The 15688-nt window shown below is 68.6% G+C and carries 15 protein-coding genes; 9 read left to right on the forward strand and 6 right to left on the reverse strand.

Annotated elements, in window-relative coordinates:
• Positions 1–43: 43 nt before the first annotated feature.
• Entirely contained in the window at positions 44–451 is a 408-nt protein-coding gene (locus OXS27_RS06930; protein ID WP_267355207.1) for a thioredoxin family protein, read from the forward strand.
• 120 nt (positions 452–571) lie between these two features.
• A complete protein-coding gene (locus OXS27_RS06935) occupies positions 572–1741 on the forward strand; it encodes a glycosyltransferase (RefSeq protein WP_267355209.1) in 1170 nt (389 codons plus the stop codon).
• On the opposite strand, the gene OXS27_RS06940 is transcribed toward OXS27_RS06935, so the two are convergent.
• Both OXS27_RS06940 and OXS27_RS06945 read right to left on the reverse strand, forming a co-directional pair.
• Positions 1708–2613: a helix-turn-helix domain-containing protein gene (locus tag OXS27_RS06940; protein WP_267355211.1), complete on the reverse strand. Its 906-nt coding sequence runs from the start codon at positions 2611–2613 to the stop codon at positions 1708–1710. The genes OXS27_RS06935 and OXS27_RS06940 overlap by 34 nt on opposite strands.
• 704 nt (positions 2614–3317) lie before the next feature.
• On the reverse strand, positions 3318–4079 hold the full coding sequence (locus OXS27_RS06945; protein ID WP_346732982.1) for a zinc-ribbon domain-containing protein: 762 nt from the start codon (positions 4077–4079) through the stop codon (positions 3318–3320).
• Positions 4080–4197: 118 nt separating this feature from the next.
• On the opposite strand from OXS27_RS06945, the gene ftsE reads away from it, so the two are divergent.
• From ftsE to OXS27_RS06960, 3 genes are all read left to right on the forward strand, one after another.
• Positions 4198–4944 (forward strand): cell division ATP-binding protein FtsE, encoded by a 747-nt coding sequence (gene ftsE / locus OXS27_RS06950; RefSeq protein WP_243920171.1) that lies wholly within the window; start codon positions 4198–4200, stop codon positions 4942–4944.
• On the forward strand, positions 4941–5909 hold the full coding sequence (locus OXS27_RS06955; protein ID WP_243920140.1) for an ABC transporter permease: 969 nt from the start codon (positions 4941–4943) through the stop codon (positions 5907–5909). Before ftsE ends, OXS27_RS06955 begins: the two co-directional genes overlap by 4 nt.
• A gap of 263 nt (positions 5910–6172) precedes the next feature.
• Positions 6173–6865: a YdcF family protein gene (locus OXS27_RS06960; protein WP_267355338.1), complete on the forward strand. Its 693-nt coding sequence runs from the start codon at positions 6173–6175 to the stop codon at positions 6863–6865.
• On the opposite strand, the gene OXS27_RS06965 is transcribed toward OXS27_RS06960, so the two are convergent.
• The 3 genes from OXS27_RS06965 to raiA all read right to left on the reverse strand — a co-directional run bounded on the left by OXS27_RS06965 (position 6862) and on the right by raiA (position 8397).
• Positions 6862–7194: a hypothetical protein gene (locus OXS27_RS06965; protein WP_243920142.1), complete on the reverse strand. Its 333-nt coding sequence runs from the start codon at positions 7192–7194 to the stop codon at positions 6862–6864. The genes OXS27_RS06960 and OXS27_RS06965 overlap by 4 nt on opposite strands.
• Positions 7194–7661, reverse strand: a complete 468-nt coding sequence (gene ptsN / locus OXS27_RS06970; RefSeq protein WP_243920143.1) for a PTS IIA-like nitrogen regulatory protein PtsN — start codon at positions 7659–7661, stop codon at positions 7194–7196. The genes OXS27_RS06965 and ptsN overlap by 1 nt, the downstream gene beginning before the upstream one ends.
• 139 nt (positions 7662–7800) lie before the next feature.
• A complete protein-coding gene (gene raiA / locus OXS27_RS06975; protein ID WP_243920145.1) occupies positions 7801–8397 on the reverse strand; it encodes a ribosome-associated translation inhibitor RaiA in 597 nt (198 codons plus the stop codon).
• Positions 8398–8652: 255 nt separating this feature from the next.
• On the opposite strand from raiA, the gene OXS27_RS06980 reads away from it, so the two are divergent.
• The 3 genes from OXS27_RS06980 (at position 8653) to OXS27_RS06990 (ending at position 12737) form a co-directional block, all read left to right on the forward strand.
• Entirely contained in the window at positions 8653–10221 is a 1569-nt protein-coding gene (locus OXS27_RS06980) for a glucan biosynthesis protein D (RefSeq protein ID WP_267355215.1), read from the forward strand.
• Positions 10222–10272: 51 nt separating this feature from the next.
• Complete coding sequence (gene mdoH, locus OXS27_RS06985; protein ID WP_267355217.1) at positions 10273–12429, forward strand: glucans biosynthesis glucosyltransferase MdoH; 2157 nt, start codon at positions 10273–10275, stop codon at positions 12427–12429.
• A 149-nt stretch (positions 12430–12578) separates the two neighbouring features.
• Positions 12579–12737, forward strand: coding sequence for a hypothetical protein (locus OXS27_RS06990; RefSeq protein WP_243920150.1), 159 nt, complete (start codon positions 12579–12581; stop codon positions 12735–12737).
• Positions 12738–12751: 14 nt separating this feature from the next.
• On the opposite strand, the gene OXS27_RS06995 is transcribed toward OXS27_RS06990, so the two are convergent.
• Positions 12752–12952: a hypothetical protein gene (locus tag OXS27_RS06995; protein ID WP_243920152.1), complete on the reverse strand. Its 201-nt coding sequence runs from the start codon at positions 12950–12952 to the stop codon at positions 12752–12754.
• Between the two features lie 392 nt (positions 12953–13344).
• Here OXS27_RS06995 and OXS27_RS07000 point away from each other — a divergent pair, with 392 nt between their 5' ends.
• On the forward strand, positions 13345–15663 hold the full coding sequence (locus OXS27_RS07000; protein ID WP_267355219.1) for a Tex family protein: 2319 nt from the start codon (positions 13345–13347) through the stop codon (positions 15661–15663).
• Positions 15664–15688: the final 25 nt, after the last annotated feature.

Here is a 15688-nt window from a genome sequence, read left to right on the forward strand (position 1 = left end):
GCCCCGAAACAACGGGGATCGGACCGTCCGGGAGGGGCGAACCATGAAGACCCGCCGTCACGCCATGGCCCTGTCGTGCCTTGCCGCGCTGGGATTGATCCTGGCCATCGCTGCCGATCCGGCGGCCGCCGGCGAGAGCATGCCGTTCTCCGACACCGCCTTCGAGGCGGCGCAGAAGAGCGGCAAGCCGATCCTCATCGAGGTCAGCGCGCCCTGGTGCCCGATCTGCAAAACCCAGAGACCGATTCTCGCCAAGCTGGCGCAGGAGCCGCGCTTCAAGGACCTCCAGATCTTCGATATCGATTTCGACAGCCAGAAGCCGCTCCTGAAGCGGTTGGATGTGCGCATGCAGAGCACGCTGATCGCCTACAAGGGGGCGACCGAGGTTGGCCGGTCCGTCGGCGAGACGCAGCCGGAATGGATCGAAGGGCTGATCGAGAAGACGCTCTGATCGGGCAGCCCCTGGACGGCGTCTGCGCGACACCGATACGCTTTTGCATTCGTTCAGGCAGCCTCCGGTAGAGCGCCACGGAGCCCGACCGCTTCGTCGGGGCCCGACGGAGACGATTCGGTGTCGTGCGTTCCTCCCCCAGCCGCCCCGATCCCGGATGCGATCATCGCGATACCGGTGCGTAACGAGGAGGAGCGCATCGCGGCCTGCCTGCAGTCCATCGACGCGCAGGTCGGCCTTGAGCCTGGACGTCTCGGGCTCATCCTGTTCCTGAACAACTGCACGGACCGGACCCAGCAGATCGTCGCCGCCACGGTACCGACCCTGTCGATCCCGGTCCGCGTCCTGACCGAGTCGTTCGCCGGCGCGCATGCCGGTTGGGCCCGGCGCCGCGCCATGGATGCCGCCGCGGACTGGCTCGGAGACACCGGCGGCGGCGGGATCATCCTGTCGACCGATGCGGACAGCCGCGTGCCGCCGGATTGGGTCGCGCGCAATTGGGCGGCGATCCGGGCGGGAGCGGATGCGGTTGCCGGCCGCGTCGAGCTCAATGAGGCCGAAGCGGCGCTGCTGCCGCCGTTCCTGCCGGCCCGCGGCCGGCTCGAGGATCGCTACGATGCGCTGATCACCGAAGCGGAGGCGCGGATCGATCCCGATCCGCACGATCCCTGGCCGTGCCATCGGACAGCGATCGGCGCGACGCTGGCGGTGACGCGCGCCGCCTACCATGCGGTCGGGGGCATGCCGGAGATCCCCTTGGGTGAGGACGGCGCCTTCATCGCCCGCCTGATCGAGCACGGCCTGCGGGTGCGGCACGCCACCGATGTCTGCGTGACCATTTCGGCCCGGCTCGCCGGGCGGGCCCCCGGTGGGGTCGCCGATACGATTCGCGCGCGGTGTGAGGAGCCGGACGCCCTCTGCGATGCCCGGATGGAATCGTTTGTCCACGCCGTGCGCCGCTACGTCTGGCGGCGGCGATTCCGGCAGCAGCACGGAAGCGGGCGGCTTGCACGGGATGATGCCTGGGCGCGGCGGCTTGGGATCGGCACCGCCGAGGCCGGCCGGATCGCGGCCTTGCCCCTCGGCCAGGCCGTGGCGGAGGCCGAGCGCGCGAGCCACCGACTCGCCTACCGCCCCATAGGCCCGCGCCAGTTGCCGCGGGAGATCCGCATCGCCCGCACGGGCGTCGCGATGATCCGCATGTCCTCGGCTCTCGCGAAAACGCTGCGCCGGGTCACAGCGGCCTTGCCTGAGCGTCACATCATCGATGCGGAACGGGGACGCTCCTGATCGACCCGGGTATCACCCAGGGCGAGCAAATCCCGGGGTGAGAGTCCGAAGCGCTGCCGGAACGCACGGCTGAACGCGGCCGGATCGGTCAGACCGCAACTCGCCATGATCGACCCGATCCGGAACCCCATCCTGGGCGCCCGAAGGATCCGTTCATGCGCGCGGTCGAGCCGCGCGTTGCGGATCGTGGCCGCGATCCCCTCGCCGCCCGCGAAGGCCGCGTAGAGACGGCTGCGGGACACGCGAAGGTCGGCCACGAGATTCGCCGGCCCGAACGCGGAGTCGTGCAGACATCGCTCGATCCGCGCCAAGGCCAACGACCGCAGGGCATACGCCGAGATGTCCTGTTCCGCGTCCGGGTTGTGCCCATGGACGATGCCACGGAGCAGGTGGAGCGCACCCTCGATGGCGATGGCGGTCTCAGCCTCCGACATGGTGTGGACCGAAGCCGCGAAGCTGCGAAGATAGGCGGAGAACAGCTCGTTCAGCGGACCAGCCGGGATCTTACTTCCGGCAAGCTCACTGAGATTGCCGATCTGAGATTGAAATGTCTCCCGGGGAATCAGGAGGCGAACCTCGTCGAAATCGGTCAAACCGCCTCCTGAACCGGGTTTACTCCAGGTCTGAAACGCGATGTCGCCGACGCCCAGTCGCGTTCCGTTGCGGCCGTTCTCAAGATAGCCGCGCCCCTTGCGCACCAACATGACGCCGACCTCGTCGCGGCCATCCCGGCGGATGTGGGTCGGCGTTCGTTCGAGGCTGTAGGGCCGACTGATCGTGTGAATGATGCCCCCGTGCCGCGACTGCGCGATCATGCGACTGGCCGAGAACGGTCTGTCCAGATCCAGCTGCTGCAGATCGACGGTCGACATGACCGTACTGCGCCAATAGTCGAAGGCTCGTTTCTCTTCGACCGACGCCGTCGTTCCAAAGAAAACTGGGACCGTTCTTGTCGCACTCACAGCGGACCAGCCTCACTTCCCTCGGCCGACGACGCGCAGTTTTTTGCCGAAGCGCCGGCAGGTTCAGACTTTCAGAACAGGCCCTCCGACGCAATCGCGCAACAATGTTTCTCAAAACCTTGAGTTGTTAACGCTACACACTTCAAGACTTTTAGATCTATTGAGAACCACATGGAATTGAAAAACTATCCGATCAACGGTTCTTGTTCACAATCGCTCGCAAGGACTGCTATCGGCATCGCGACAATTTTGCAGCAGCGTTCAAGAAAAAGACTCTGCGCAACCTTTCACGGTTGTTTCTCGCAATAGCGATGCCACTGCACTTTGGTCGTGTGCTCTTGAGCCGGATGTCGATGGCGCGGGCCTTTCATCGACCCAGACGATCGATTGCGCCCTGAGCTGTCTGGAATGGCGTTGGATGCGCAGCCGTTTGGATCGATCGGCCATCAACGCGGCTCGATCTTTCCTTGGTGCGGTCGAACGGGTCGCGGATTCCGTCGGCAGCGGGAGGCTTAAAGTCGTGGCCGCGCGCTACACGAGCATGGGGGGCTCCCAGGCTTCGTCGCAGAGCGTTCCTGCATTCCGGACCGGTGTGTATCTCGGCAGGAGGGCGGCTAGTCGTGTCCGGACGCGATCCGCGCCGCCGCCCGCGAAGGATCCGTCTGAGCGAATCGCACCACGATGGCGCGCCCTTCAGCAGGGGGGCTCGTCAGCGAGCCACGGAATCGCGCGGCCTCGGCGTGACCGAGCACCGCCCGCGGTGCTGCGACCGGGAACGTCCGGAGAACGCGGCCTCCGGCGTCGAGGATCTCGGCGCTGAGCGGCGCGACCGGTACGTCCGACGCTGCAACACCCATCAGATCGCCCTCGACGACGAGCTCGGCCGCCCGGCCGTCTTCGCTCGGGTTGCTGTAGGCCATGACATCGCGGATCGCGATGCCGCGCAGGTTCACCGGAAGGCCGATCCGGGCGAACAAGGCTGCGGTTTGCGGCACCGCGCGCACCACGGTCGCGCGCGCCAGACAAACGAGCGGCAGAGCCGCCAGCAGCGTCAGCCCGAAAGCCAGGGCCGGCGTGAGGCCGATTCCCCAGCTGCGTGCCTTTGGGCGCTTCGCTGTGCTTGCGCGGGCGACGGGGATCGGAAGATCGGCGGCCTCCCAAACCGCGGCGGTCGCCTCCTCCCAGGCCGAATCGGCGACGGGATCCGTCTCCGCCGCCAATTCGGCTTCGTGCCCGGCCAAAACGTCCGCCGGCGAGATGAACCACGTCTCACGGCAGGCTGCGCACCGGACCGAACGGCCCTCCATGCCGACCTTGCCGGCCTCAATCTCGTACGCGCTCGCGCAGCTCGGGCAGACGATCAGCATACGCACCATACTCGCATCGATCGGCCGTACCGGGGCCGGACAGTGAATTCGATTGAGAAACTGTCGCTGAACAGGGTTAAGCGGCCGTGAAATCCGGTAGGCCTTGAAAACGCCCGCCGGTCCGGCGATGCCGGGATCGGGATCGGCGAGACACGGCACGGCGTTGAATTCACAGGCGAGCACGAGAAGCCTGCTGCCCGGCGCGGAGCGGCCGGTGGTGCAGTTCGAGAATGTCGGCATGCGCTACGGCCTCGGGCCGGAGGTGCTGTCGGATGTGAGCTTCCGCATCGCCCCGCGCTCGTTCCAGTTCCTCACCGGGCCGTCAGGCGCCGGCAAGACGACGCTGCTGCGGCTGATCCTGCTCTCGGCGCGGCCGACGCGGGGGCTGGTCTCGATCTTCGGCGAAGAGGTGAGCGGCATCTCGGCCAAGGCGCTGACCGGGCTGCGGCGCCGGATGGGCGTGGTGTTCCAGGATTTCCGCCTGCTCGACCATCTGACGACCTACGAGAACGTGGCGCTGCCGCTGCGCGTCCAGGGACGGACGGAGGCGAGCTACCGGGCCGAGGTGGTCGAGCTGCTGCGTTGGGTCGGGCTCGGCGAGCGGATGCACGCCCTGCCGCCGCTCCTGTCGGGCGGCGAGAAGCAGCGTGCCGCCATCGCCCGGGCGCTGATCGCCCGGCCCGACCTGCTGCTCGCCGACGAACCCACCGGCAACGTCGATCCGGGTCTCGGCCGGCGTCTGCTGCGGCTGTTCCTCGAGTTGAACAAGCTCGGGACCTCGGTCGTCATCGCCACCCACGATTTCGGCATCATGGATGCGGTCGACGCCCGGCGCATGGTGCTGGGCGAAGGCCGGCTGCGGATCGAGGAATGAGCACCCAAGCCATCCCACGTGCGCGGCCGGAGCCTGTCGCCGGTGCGCCCTCCCCGCCTGTTCCGGCGCAACTGCGTCGCAACGCGGCTTTGGTACCGACCGATACCGCGGCCGGACGATCCCTGGCGGCGGTCATCGCCATCCTGACCTTCCTCGCAGGGCTCTGCGCCGGCGCCGCCGAGATGGTGGCGGCCAACGCCGCCCAGTGGCAGGGCGACGTGGCCCAGGAGGTCACGATCCAGATCCGCCCGAGCCCAGGCCGCGACGTCGATGCAGATCTGGCCCGGGCGGCCGGCATCGCCAAGGCGGAGAAGGGCATCGCCGAGACACGGGTCTTCTCGAAGGCCGAGGCCGAGCGGCTGCTGGAACCCTGGCTCGGCACCGGACTCGATCTTTCCGACTTGCCGGTGCCGCGGCTGATCGCACTCAAGCTCGACCGGGGACAGGGTGCCGACCTGAAGCGGCTGCGGGCACGGCTGCTCGAGGCGCTGCCCGGCGTCGCGAGCCTCGACGACCACGCGCTCTGGCTCCAGCGGCTGTCGACCGCGGCCGGCGCGTTCGTGGGGATCGGGATCGGGCTCGTGATCCTCGTGCTGGTGGCCACGGGCCTTGCCGTCACCTTCGCCACGCGGGGCGCCATGGCGAGCAACCGCGAGGTGGTCGAGGTGCTGCACTTCGTGGGCGCCGACGACGACTACATCGCCAAGGCGTTCCAGCGGCGGTTCTTCGGTCTCGGGCTTCGCGGCGGCGCCATCGGCGCGGGCTGCGCTATCCTGGCCTTCGTGATCTTGGGGCTGCTGGCCCGGGCGGCGCGGTCCGGGCCGGCGGGACAAGAGGTCGAAGCCCTGTTCGGGGCCTTCCAGATCGGGCTGCGCGGCTATGCCAGCGTCGTCCTCATCGGTGTGATCGCCTCGCTCGTCACGGGCGTGGTCTCCCGCATCACGGTCCGCCGGTTCCTCGCCTGACCGACGGCGGCGTGGATTCCGGGGGCCTCTGCGGCGCGTTTACGAACCGGAAACTTAATCGTCGCGGTGTGGTTGTCGGCTTCCGGACCGCCTCCGGGCCGCCGTAATCGAAGCCGATCCTCTGGAGGATGACCACGCGTATGCTGCGCGCATCGGATCCGCACCAGACCGACACCGTCGGCTGGTCCTGGCACGAATGGAGCCTCCCGCACCGGGCGGCCTGCCCCGCGTTGCCGCGCCATCGCGGCCCCATCCTCTGGCAGATGCTCGGTCTCGGAGCGGGTATCGCGACGGCGGCCCTGCTGGCCGGCTTCCTGATCTTCGTCGGCGCCCTCGCCCGCCAGGAGCGAACCCCGTCCGATCGGGCCGACGGCATCGTGGCCCTCACCGGTGGCGCGCAACGCATCGGCGACGCCATCGACCTCTTGGCCGGTGGTTACGGGCGACGCCTGCTCATCACGGGGGTCAACGAGCGCACCAGCCGAGACGAGATCGCCCGGCTGAACCCGAACCAGCGCGCGCTGATCGCCTGCTGCGTGGATCTCGATTATCGCGCCCGCAACACCATCGGGAACGCGATCGAGACCCGCCGCTGGATGCGGGCGCATCGGTTCAGCACCGTGGCGGTGGTCACCTCGAACTACCACATGCCGCGGACGCTGATCGAACTGGTGCACGCGCTGCAGGACAGCGACCGCGTCCTGCCGCACCCGGTCGTCACGGAAGCGTTCGACGCCGACCGCTGGTGGCAGAGCCCGCCGGCCGCGCGGCTCGTCGCTTCGGAGTACGTGAAGTTCCTGGCGAGCTGGGTCCGGACCCGGTTCGAGGACGATCCCGAACGCTCCCGGGCCGCGATTCTGATCGGACGCGGCAAACCCGTGAAGGTGGTGTCGAACCGCTTTCTGCCCGCACCCTGGACCGACGCGTCTCGCTATCGCGATGCTACGCTGCCCTAAGAGCCGTGACAGCGGGCCTTGATAGCCGCCGAGAATTCCCGGTCCGAGCCCTGAACCTGGGCCAGGCGCTCGCCGCGTTCCGAACCGGACAGGCAGCGTCCGTAGACCCCTGCGACCCGGCGCATGGTCTCGACGTGCCGCCGCCAGATGCGGCAGTTCTTGGCCTCTTCGCCGTCCGCCTGCTCCAGCTGATCGACCGCCTGCCGCTGCATCGACTGCGCCACGAGGAGATCGCGCGCGCAGGTGGACTCACCCTGCGCCAGGGCGGGACCGGCCGTCACTCCTGCAGCCAGCAGCAGGCCCGCAGCTGCGAGTCGAGAATCGGACATCAGGCGGCCTGCGGTGCCGTGGAGCGGGTCAGCAGGGCGTAGAGCGCGCCCGCGTCCCGGGCGGCCCGGATGTGGGCCAGCATCCCGGGCTCGCGAAGGACGCGCGCAACCTGTGCCAGAGCCTTCAGGTGATCGGCCCCGGCCCCCTCCGGCGCCAGCAGCAGAAACGCGATGTCGACCGGCTGACCGTCCAACGCCTCGAAGTCCACCGGCCGGTCGAACCGTGCGAACAGGCCGAACAGCCGGTCCAATCCCGGCAGCTTGCCGTGGGGGATCGCCACGCCGTCTCCGATGCCGGTCGATCCCAACCGCTCCCGCTGCAACAGCGTGTCGAAGACGGGACGCTCGCCGAGGGCTGGCAGACGACGCGCCGCCTGGGCGGCGAGGTCCTGAAGCACCTGCTTCTTGGCCCGCGCGCGCAGCGACTGCACGACCGACTCAGGGTCGAGGAATTCGAGAACTGGCATCGAACGACCGTTGCCCCGTCGCCCGTCCGGCGGGACGGGCCTCGTCGCGGGAGCATCGACGGCCAGCTCGGCCGTGCCCCCACTCACCAATCGACCGGGAAACAAGCCGGTTCCGGCTCCGTTCCTCCCGACCGCCGCGTTAATCGACGGCGTTCGGCGGGTCCACCCAGCCAATCGCGCCGTCGCTGCGCCGATATACGACGTTGATGCGCCCGGTGCCAGCGTGGACGAACACGACCACCGGCGAGCCGGTGAGATCGAGGGCCGTGACCGCCTCGCCGATGGTGCGGCGCTGCAGCGTCCGGGTGCTCTCGGCGACGATCGGGGGATGCGCATCCCCTTCGGCCGGCTCGTCGTCGTCGTCCTCTTCCGGAGCGGCGAGAACCGCGTAGGCCGCCTCGACGGCCAGGTCGTTGCTCGGCCCGGTGGCGTGCTGCTTGAGCCTGTGCTTGTAGCGGCGCAGCCGGGTCTCCAGCCGCTCAGCCGTTTGATCGAAGCTGGACCGCGCGTCGTGCGCGAAGCCGTTCGCCTCGATGGTCAGGCCGGACGTGAGATGCAGCACGCAATCCGTCCGGAAGGCGGTGCCATCCCGCCTCAGGGTGACGTGGCCGGTGCAGGCGTCGTTCATGTGCGCGTCGAGGTACTTGGCCTGTATCGCAGCCATGCGTTCCTCGACGCGGCCGCGCAGACTCTCTCCGAGATCCACGCCGTGACCCGTGACACGCAACGACCCCATGCTGCCTCCCCCGTTTCGATGCAGGTGGCCGAATTAGAGAGCCGGCTCGGGTTAAGTCAACGGAGCGGCTGATGGTTCGATCGCGCGCTTAACCCTGGGTTCAGCGGGAATGTCCGTATAGAGACCGATGCTAAGCGGGTCCCGACCGTACGGCGCCGGGCGCGGACATCGCTCCGGCGCCGTACGGTCGCCTGGGATCCGACCCGAAGCCTGCACAGCCGGGGACGGCGTGAGACACGAGAGACCGACCACCGCATGACGAGACACGCTCGCCAGCCCGTTGCCCTGAGCCGCCGCGTCGTGCTGGCGGCCGCCCTCGGCGCGGCCGCAGGCTCGCTGCCCGGCCCCACGCTGGCGGCCGATCCCGAGAAGGTGCCGGACCTCCCCCGCGCGGGCGAGGCGTTCGAGGCGAATACGCTGACCGATCTGGCCCGCGCCCGCTCCAAGGTGGCTTACGTCGGCCCCAAATCCGGCGATCTGCCGGCTTCCCTCAAGAACCTGTCGCGGGACGCCTACGAGGCGATCCGGCCAGCCGAGGGGCGCGGGATCTGGGCTGGGCAGGATATCGGCTACAGTCTCGAACCACTGTTGCGCGGCTCGATCTACGACACACCGGTCGCACTGTTCCTCGTCGAGAACGGCCTCGTACGGCCGGTTTCCTACGACAAGGCCTCGTTCTCGGCCCCGGGCTTCGATCTGCCCGACCTCACGGACGACGCCGCGTTCTCGGGTTTCCGGCTGCGGGCACGCTTCGCTGACGGGGGTGCCCTGTCGGATTTCGCCCTGTTCCAGGGCGGCTCGTTCTTTCGCCTCGTGGCGGAGGGGCAGGATTTCGGCATCAACGCCCGGGCGCTGGCCCTCCGGCCGGCCGATGCCCGCGGCGAAGAATTCCCGCTGTTCCGCGCCCTGTTCATCGAGACCCCCGCTCCGGGGCAGCCGATCGTGATCCACGCGCTCGCCGAATCCGAATCCGCCACGGCGGCTTTCAAACTTACACTCACACCGGGCCGGGAAGCCTCGGTGGCGGCGATCGACGGCACGGTCTTCGCACGGGCCGATCTCGATCATATCGGGCTCGGCGGCATGCAGGGCAGCTATCTGTTCGGGCCGCTCGACCGCCGCCACGTCGATGACCTGCGCGCCGCCGCGTTCTCGGTGGAAGGCCTGGCGATCCACAACGGCTACGGCGAGCCGCTCTGGCGCCCCGTGCACAACCCCGAAACCCTGCAGGTGTCGGCCTTCGTGGATCGCGGGCCCAAGGGCTTCGGCCTGATGCAGCGCGCCCGCGCGTACACCGATTTCGATGACGACCGGCGGCATTGGGAACAGCGGCCGTCCCTGTGGCTGGAACCGCTGGACGACTGGAACGAGGGCGCCGTCACGCTCCTCGAGATCCCGAGCGATTCCGAACGCAACGAAAACGTCTTCGCCTACTGGCGTCCCAAGGCGATGCTCGCCAAGGGCGGGGAGATGCGCTTCCTCTGCCGCCAGCATTGGTCCAAGGGCTGGCCCGATCCGTTGCCGCCCGAGATCGCGCGGGTCAGCGACAGCCGCTGCGGACACGGCAGCACCGGCAACCGACGCCTGTTCGCCGTCGATTTCCAAGGCGACGCGCTGTTCGAGCCCGGGGACATCGACGTCGAACTCAGTGCCTCCGCCGGAACGATCACCCGGCAGGACCAGTACCGCTATGCCGGTCGCAAGACCCTGCGGATCGTGTTCGAGCTCGATCCGGGTAGTGAACGAGCCAGCGAGCTGCGCCTCGCCCTCCGGCGCGGACAAGTCCGGGCCAGCGAGACCTGGCTCTATCGCTGGACACCCTAAACCCCACTCTTTGAACGAGGATCAGCCACCGCCGTGCGATTGGACGAGACGATGACCCTGCCTCAGCCCGCGCTCCAGCCGGTCTCCGCGTCCGGCGCGGCGACGCCGGAGATCGGACCCGTGCTTCCGCCTGATGCACCGCTGGCGATGCCGGTTCAGAACCTGGCGCGCTGGGACGGGACAGCCGCCCACCGACCCGCGCATGAGCGACGCAGCCCCTGGCTTGCGCGGCTCTGGGTGTTCGGCGGCGCGCTGGCGCTCACGGCTTACGGCGGCTGGCAGATGGTCGAGACCGTGTCGGTCTCCGGCAGCCCGACCGCGCTCCAGCTCGCCCTCGTCGTTCTGTTCTGCCTGACGTTCTCGTGGATCGCGCTGGCCTTCACCAGCGGGCTGCTGGGCTTCGCGATGCTGCTGCGCCGCGAACGTCCGTCGCCGACGAGTCCGGCGGCGCTGACGACCCGGACCGCGATCCTGATGCCGGTCTACAACGAGGCGACGGCCCGCACCTTCGCGGGCGTCGAGGCGATGCGGGAGGCCGTGGAAGCGACCGGCCTCGGGCGGCATTTCGATTGGTTCGTGCTGTCCGATTCAACGCAGGCCGATGCCTGGATCGCCGAGGAGCGCGCCTTCCTCGACCTGCGCCACCGCCTCGGCCCGGACGCGCGCCTCTACTACCGCCACCGGCCGAAGAACCACCACCGCAAGGCCGGCAATATCGGCGATTTCGTCACCCGATGGGGCGGCCGCTACGACCACATGCTCGTGCTCGATGCCGACAGCCTGATGAACGGTCCGGCGATCGTGGCGCTCGCCGCCGCCATGGAGGCGGACCCGGATGCCGGCATCATCCAGACGCTGCCGCTGATCATCAACCGCAACACGCTGTTCGCCCGGCTTCAGCAATTCGCCGCGCGGATCTACGGCCCGGTGATCGCCGCGGGGCTCTCCGCATGGTCCGGCCGGGACGGTAATTACTGGGGCCACAACGCCATCATCCGGACCCGCGCCTTCGCGGAATCCTGCGGCCTGCCGGATCTGCCGGGCAAGCCCCCCTTCGGCGGCCATATCCTGTCGCACGACTTCGTGGAGGCCGCTCTGATCCGCCGGGCCGGCTGGGCGGTCTACATGCTGCATCGCCTGGAGGGCTCCTACGAGGAGAGCCCGCCATCCCTGATCGACGTGGCTGTCCGTGACCGGCGCTGGGCCCAGGGCAACCTCCAGCACGCCCGGGTGATCGGCGCCGCGGGCCTGCATCCGGCCACCCGCCAGCACTTCGCTACCGGGATCGCCGGCTATCTCGCCTCGCCGCTCTGGCTGCTGCAGCTGGTGGTGGGTATCCTGCTGGTCCTCCAGACCGCCACGGAGCGACCGGACTATTTCGGCGGTGCCGGCTTCTCGCCGGTCTTTCCGCGCTTCGACCCGGTCCGCGCGCTCCAGCTGTTCGGTCTGACCATGGCGGTGCTGCTGGCGCCGAAATTTCTGGGTCTGATCCTCGCCCTACTCGACCGGTCGGTTCGGCAGGCCTGCGGCGGCGGCGGGCGGCTCGTCCTCTCCAGCTTGGTCGAGATCCTGCTTTCGGCCCTGGTCGCGCCGGTGGCGATGGTGGTTCAATCCGGCTCCGTCATGAGCATCCTGCTCGGGCGCGACACGGGCTGGAACCCGCAGCGCCGCGACGATGGCTCGATCCCGCTGCGCGACATCGTCGGCCGGCACACGTGGCACACGCTGCTCGGTGTCGTGGCGGGCATCTCGGCCTTCGCCATCGCGACCTCGCTGTTCCTCTGGATGAGCCCCACGATCGTGGGCCTGGTGCTGGCCATCCCGATCTCCTGGGCCAGCGGCCAGCTCGGTCTGGGACTGGCGCTCAAACGCCGGCGCCTGCTCGCCACACCGGAGGAGGTCGCACCCCCCGCAATCGCAACCCGTGCCGCTCACCTGGCGGCCCGCAACGTGGAAGCCGGGTTCGACGAGGCCGATTCCCTCGCCGTGCTCCACGCCGACCCGAACCTGGCCGAGACGCATGCCGACATGCTGCCGCCCGGTCAGCATCGGCCCCGTGGCGCGATCGACCCCGACCGAACCCTCGCCGCCGCCAAGATCGGCGAAGCCGAGACGGTTGCGGAGGCGCAGGCTTGGCTGACGCCGCGGGAGCGCATGGCGTTGCTGCACGATCCGGCCCTGATCGAACGATTGGTTCGGCTCGCTTGACCTGAACGCAGGGAGGTCACTGCGTCGCGGACCGCGCGAGACGATCCTGTGCCCGGGATCGTCCCAGCGGCTCCAGCCGTTCCGACGCAATTAACCATTCAGCCGGTAGATTCGCCCCGGTCCATCGATCCTGTCGACCGGAACGCGCCATGATTCTGCTGTTCGGTTTCCTGCTCCTTCCGCTGACGGTCGCCATCGTGCTGGCGCGTGGGGAACCTGTCCGCACCATCAGCTGTCTCGGCGCCATGGGCGTGGGCTGCGCGATCGCATGCCTCAGCCTGATCGGCTTGGTCCGTCACCGGACCTGACAGACCGCCTGCAATCAAAAGAAGCCGATCTGACGCGGACCACCCGACAAGGTGCGCCCGGCCCGGGCAACGAGTTGCGAGAACGCCAGGGCGGCAGCGGTCGCCTGCGCCCGCGATGGAAAGCTCCGGCGCGACTCGGTGACCGTCTCGGCTGTCTCGTTCACGAGCACCCAGGACCACAGAGACCGATTATTCTCGCGGATCTCGAACTGCACGAGGCGCCTGCCTTTCGAAGCATGCGACGGGAGAAGGATTACATTCGGCTGTGACATCGGGATGACACGCACAGTCCGTCGTCAAGATCCGGGCAGCTGGCCAGACGGGCGCTTCAGCCGATGGACTGAGGCGGCAAAGCATTCGCAAGATTTGACATGCGCGGCTTGTCGCGCTTTTCGTGAGAGAGTTGCGGGTTTCCGGTTCTGCCGATACGCTCATCGCTTCGGCCCGGTTGTCCGAGCCTTGTCCACAGATTGAACCTTCGGATCATTCCGGTTTCGGGTTGGAACCAGCCGTGGCGGTTCACGGTGCCGAGCGATCGCCACGTTTCCGGCGGCTTGGCAGGCCAGGCGCATCTCACCCAACAGTCACCCTTCCGATCGGAGACCGCATGAAAGCCGTGACCGCGCTCATCGCCGAGGAACTCGGCGTCGCCGAAGCGCAGGTGGCAGCCACGGTGGCGCTGCTCGACGGCGGGGCGACCGTTCCCTTCATCGCGCGCTACCGCAAGGAGAATACCGGCGGGCTCGACGATACGCAGTTGCGCAAACTTGAGGAGCGCCTGTCCTACCTGCGCGACCTGAACGACCGCCGCCGCGCCATCGTGGCGAGCATCGAGTCTCAGGGCCGGATGAACCCGTCCCTGGCTGCAGCCCTGGCGGCGGCCGACACGAAGGCGCGTCTCGAGGACCTGTACCTGCCCTTCCGCCCCAAGCGCCGCAGCAAGGCTCAGACCGCCCGCGAGGCCGGTCTCGAACCGCTGGCCCAGGCGATCTTGAAGCACGCCGATCGCGATCCCGAAGCAGCCGCGGCGGCTTACGTGTCCGCCGAGCGCGGCGTGGCCGACGTGGCGGCGGCGTTGGAGGGCGCCCGGGCGATCCTGATCGAGAACTTCTCCGAGGATGCCGACCTGATCGGCCGCCTCCGGACGGATTACTGGCGCAGCGGCCAGCTCGTCTCCAAAGTCCGCAAGGGCAAGGCGAACGAGGGGGCGAAGTTCTCGGACTACTTCGCCTGGAACGAGCGGCTGGATCGGATGCCGTCGCATCGTATCCTGGCGATCTTCCGCGGCGAACGCGAGGAAATCCTGGACATCGTCTACGCAGCGGACGGCGAAGACTCCCCGCCCGGTATTCCCGGCCCGTTCGAGACAGCGATCTGCCGGCGTTTCGGTGTCGCGGCTTCGGGCCGTCCGGGCGACGCATGGCTCCTCGAAACCGTACGAACCGCCTGGCGCACCAAGATCCGCACCGGGATCAAGCAGGACATGCGCACCCGGCTGTTCGAACGCGCGGAGGACGAGGCGGTCAAGGTTTTTGCCGGGAACCTCAAGGACTTGATCCTGGCCGCACCGGCCGGGGGTCGGCCCACGATGGGGCTCGATCCGGGCTATCGCAACGGCGTGAAGGTCGCGGTCGCGGACCGGACCGGCCGGATCGTCGCGGTCGAGACCACCTATCCGCACGAGCCGCAACGCCGCTGGCGCGAGGCCGTGGCCTCACTCGGGCGGCTCTGTCGTCTTCACGGCGTCGAACTCCTCGCCATCGGCAACGGCACCGCATCCCGCGAGACCGAGCGGCTGGCCGCCGAGATCGTCGCCGAGAACGCCGACCTGAAACTCGTCAAGGTTACGGTTTCGGAGGCTGGCGCATCGGTCTACTCGGCCTCCGAGATCGCGTCGCGTGAATTGCCCGATCTCGACGTGTCCCACCGCGGGGCGGCTTCGATCGCCCGGCGCCTGCAAGACCCCCTGGCCGAGCTGGTGAAGATCGATCCGAAATCCATCGGGGTCGGCCAGTATCAGCACGATGTCAGCGAGGCGAAATTGTCGCGCTCGCTGTCGGCGGTGGTGGAAGATGCTGTGAACGCGGTCGGAGTCGATGTGAACACGGCCTCCCCGGCGCTGCTGGCACAGGTGTCCGGACTCGGATCGGCCCTGGCGGACAGGATCGTGACGCACCGGGACACGCATGGCCCGTTCCGCTCGCGAGCCGCCCTGAAGGCTGTGCCGGGCCTCGGTCCGAAGACCTTCGAGCTGGCCGCGGGCTTCCTGCGGATCCGCGCGGGCGACGATCCGCTCGACGCGTCCGGCGTCCACCCCGAGGCCTATCCGGTGGTGCGGCGGATCCTGCAGGCGACCAAGAGCGACATCCACGTCCTGCTCGGCAACACGGCAACCCTCGCCAAGCTCAACCCCGAAAGCTTCGTCGATGCGCGGTTCGGCCTGCCGACCGTGCGCGATATCATGACCGAGCTGGAGAAGCCGGGCCGTGATCCGCGCCCCGGGTTCAAGACCGCACATTTCGAGGAGGGCGTCGAGACGATCGGCGACCTGCGGCCGGGAATGCAATTGGAAGGCGTGGTCACCAACGTGGCGGCGTTCGGCGCCTTCGTGGATATTGGCGTCCATCAGGACGGCCTCGTCCACATCTCCGCGATGGCGCGCCGCCGGATTGCATCGCCCACCGAGGTGGTGCGCATCGGCGAGGTGATCCGCGTCCTGGTGCTCGGCGTCGACGTTCCGCGCAAGCGGATCGCGTTGTCGATGCGTCTCGACGATCCCGTGGAGACGCAGGCTCCGACGCGACCCGCGAGGGACGCACGATCCGAATCGCGGCCGGCGCGCCCGCCCGCAGCGCCGGAGTCCACGCCGAGCGGCCCGCTCGCGGATGCGCTCCGCCGGGCGGCCTCATCCCCGCGACGGCGCTGACCCGCCGCCCACGACTCACGTGAAA

The organism is Methylobacterium sp. GC_Met_3, assembly GCF_026540775.1.
GTDB lineage: Bacteria > Pseudomonadota > Alphaproteobacteria > Rhizobiales > Beijerinckiaceae > Methylobacterium.

Bases quoted from the DNA above. Each gene is read 5' to 3' on its own strand.
- mdoH (WP_267355217.1), top strand. From the start codon at position 10,273: ATGACCCTGCCTCAGCCCGCGCTCCAGCCGGTCTCCGCGTCCGGCGCG.
- OXS27_RS06980 (WP_267355215.1), top strand. From the start codon at position 8,653: ATGACGAGACACGCTCGCCAGCCCGTTGCCCTGAGCCGCCGCGTCGTG.
- OXS27_RS06945 (WP_346732982.1), bottom strand. From the start codon at position 4,079: ATGGTGCGTATGCTGATCGTCTGCCCGAGCTGCGCGAGCGCGTACGAG.
- OXS27_RS06965 (WP_243920142.1), bottom strand. From the start codon at position 7,194: ATGTCCGATTCTCGACTCGCAGCTGCGGGCCTGCTGCTGGCTGCAGGA.
- OXS27_RS06930 (WP_267355207.1), top strand. From the start codon at position 44: ATGAAGACCCGCCGTCACGCCATGGCCCTGTCGTGCCTTGCCGCGCTG.
- OXS27_RS06990 (WP_243920150.1), top strand. From the start codon at position 12,579: ATGATTCTGCTGTTCGGTTTCCTGCTCCTTCCGCTGACGGTCGCCATC.
- raiA (WP_243920145.1), bottom strand. From the start codon at position 8,397: ATGGGGTCGTTGCGTGTCACGGGTCACGGCGTGGATCTCGGAGAGAGT.
- OXS27_RS06940 (WP_267355211.1), bottom strand. From the start codon at position 2,613: ATGTCGACCGTCGATCTGCAGCAGCTGGATCTGGACAGACCGTTCTCG.
- OXS27_RS06955 (WP_243920140.1), top strand. From the start codon at position 4,941: ATGAGCACCCAAGCCATCCCACGTGCGCGGCCGGAGCCTGTCGCCGGT.
- OXS27_RS06960 (WP_267355338.1), top strand. From the start codon at position 6,173: ATGCTCGGTCTCGGAGCGGGTATCGCGACGGCGGCCCTGCTGGCCGGC.
- ptsN (WP_243920143.1), bottom strand. From the start codon at position 7,661: ATGCCAGTTCTCGAATTCCTCGACCCTGAGTCGGTCGTGCAGTCGCTG.
- OXS27_RS07000 (WP_267355219.1), top strand. From the start codon at position 13,345: ATGAAAGCCGTGACCGCGCTCATCGCCGAGGAACTCGGCGTCGCCGAA.
- ftsE (WP_243920171.1), top strand. From the start codon at position 4,198: ATGCCGGGATCGGGATCGGCGAGACACGGCACGGCGTTGAATTCACAG.